The sequence below is a fragment of the Paenibacillus sp. 32O-W genome (assembly GCF_007679495.1).
In the GTDB taxonomy this organism is placed as follows: domain Bacteria; phylum Bacillota; class Bacilli; order Paenibacillales; family NBRC-103111; genus Paenibacillus_L; species Paenibacillus_L residui.
On the sequence record NZ_VEGP01000148.1, the window covers coordinates 1 to 1,516 of the forward strand.

Here is a 1,516-nt window from a genome sequence, read left to right on the forward strand (position 1 = left end):
ACTCAACTTTCGCAGCTTAAATTCGGCAGATAGGCCTTGATGTAGCTGGGTAAACCAGCAAACCATTGTTGGAGTTGCGTTTGGATAAGTGATGTGATTCTTTTGCTCGCTTTCTTAGCTACGTTCTCAAGGATTTCAATGAGTTGTCCCAGAGCAACTGCCCAATCCAATTGACTAACTTCATCGCAGAGCAGGTGAAATAAGCCGCCCAAAGTGCGGTTGTCCGTACTTTGTCGGTGTTGCCATGCCAGCAATATGTATCGAGAGAAGACAATCGTAGTGTGACTGATGAGCAAATCGTAAGAACGACCTTGAAATTCCTTTTGCAGACGCAGCAACGATTTGGCACACTTAAAGAACACCTCAATGTCCCAGCGAATTCCGTAAATCCGGATGATCTCTTCTTCTGAGAGTGAAAGGTCGGTGCATAGAATGGCGAGCCATTCCTTTTTGTTCGAACGATGGCGTACAAAGACGATGATAACGGGAATCCCCGGAGACAGCTTGGTGCGGATGGAACGCAAGATGCCCTTGTTCTTTCCTTGAACGGGGAGGGCTTCGTAATAAAGCTCTTGTAGAGTTAATCGCCGCCCGCGGTCAAGATAGCGTTTCTTATCGGCTTTGACCATGCCGATCACATCCAGACCGCGACAAAGCATTGCTTGGATCAGCGGAGCATGCGTAAACCAACTATCCATAAGCACGTAGGAAGCTTGCACGCCAGCGGAAAACGCGCGATCGATCATGGCGGGGATGACCTCAGGAGCAGGCAAGAGAGCTTCCATCCGTCGCTTGTAGCCGGACGTTCGCTTATCGATCCCCTTCATGATGCCGTTTACTTGGGATTTGAGAGAAGCAAGCAAGGAAAAGTCAACGGGAATAAACGTATGGCCATCCGACCAACCAAGTGTGAGCATCCGAAATCCTTTGTAATAGCAGCCGGTCGCATGATCTTTAAACCTGGAAAGCAACTCGACCATCTTGCTGCGATTCCGCTCAAACATGGAATCGTCGACAACAAATACGGATACGCGGTCCGTTCCTGTAAGGGGCTGGACTTTACCGATGGTAGAGGAACTGAGCAAGGATAAGAACCGACGCCAAGCGTAGCCACTATGATTGAGAAAACGATAGACAGCGTCCTTGCCCGGAAACGATTCTCCCCTGTCGCTTTCCAGCAAACGAAACCAATTTTTGTGATGAAACAAGAGTACAAAGACAAGCTGGAATAAGAACGAGCATGTATAGCCGAATTTCTTCTTGAAGCCTGCTGTTCTCAAGTGTTGCAGCACTTTGAGTTCTTTGAAAGCCGGTTTAATCTCATTTGGAAGTTGATTATATGGTACGTTTTGATCTATCATGTAGAGGACACCTCTTCTATATGGTAGTGATTGCTGGATACTCTCACTTTACCAAATGAAGCGGTGTTTTTCTATTTACAACCTCAGTATTACATTCACCGTTAGTTCAGTCACATCATGCAATTATGCCGATTTTCGCTCTGCGAAAGTTGAGT

General features: G+C 46.9%; 1 protein-coding gene. It reads right to left on the reverse strand.

The window, feature by feature from the left end:
- Positions 1-2: 2 nt before the first annotated feature.
- Positions 3-1,361, reverse strand: a complete 1,359-nt coding sequence (locus FS806_RS25180) for an IS4 family transposase (RefSeq protein ID WP_144942086.1) — start codon at positions 1,359-1,361, stop codon at positions 3-5.
- Between the last annotated feature and the right edge of the window lie 155 nt (positions 1,362-1,516).